This window comes from Photorhabdus sp. RM96S (genome assembly GCF_042879335.1).
Taxonomy (GTDB): domain Bacteria; phylum Pseudomonadota; class Gammaproteobacteria; order Enterobacterales; family Enterobacteriaceae; genus Photorhabdus; species Photorhabdus kayaii.
This window is the reverse complement of the sequence record NZ_JBHFKT010000148.1, coordinates 1-689: the sequence shown is the minus strand read 5'-3', so window position 1 is coordinate 689 and position 689 is coordinate 1. Positions and strand designations below refer to the sequence as shown.

Below are 689 nucleotides of genomic sequence, written 5' to 3'. Positions count from 1 at the left end.
GTGGATGGTGGTGGCCGAGATAGCGCGGGCCGGACGGGGACGAACCGGACGCCGCGCTCATCGCCCGTCTTCACCGCAGCGTCGTTGCCGACTCACCGCGCTACGGTTTGGGTTGTTATTCGCCCTTGGCGGAGTTTCGCTCACCGCGCAGGCGGCGATTGTGGCCGACGGACAGGCGCCGGGACGTCAGCAGCCGACCATCATTCGCAGCGCCAACGGCACGCCGCAGGTCAATATCCAGACCCCGGGCGCCGACGGCGTTTCCCACAATACCTACCGTCAGTTTGACGTGGATAAACAGGGAGTGATCCTCAATAACAGCCATCAGGCCACCCAGACGCAACTGGGCGGTATGGTCGCGGGCAATCCGTGGTTAGCCAAAGGGGACGCCAGCGTTATTCTTAACGAGGTCAACAGTCGTGACTCCAGTCACCTTAATGGCTGGATTGAAGTCGCCGGGCATAAAGCCGAGGTGATTATTGCCAACCCTTCTGGTATCACCTGTAACGGTTGCGGGTTCATTAACTCACATCGCACTACGCTCACCACCGGACAGGCGCTGATGGAACAGGGCCGGCTGAAAGGGTTTGATGTCAATCAGGGGGAAGTGCGGATTGACGGGCGCGGCATGGACAGCACACAGCAAAGTTACACCGATATTATCGCCCGCTCCGTGGCGATTAACGCCA

The 689-nt window shown here is 60.1% G+C and carries 1 protein-coding gene; it reads left to right on the top strand.

What is annotated here, in order from left to right; all coding sequences use genetic code 11:
- Positions 1-4: 4 nt before the first annotated feature.
- On the top strand, positions 5-689 hold a 685-nt coding region (locus tag ACGF49_RS24680), incomplete at its 3' end, for a filamentous hemagglutinin N-terminal domain-containing protein (protein WP_387493356.1).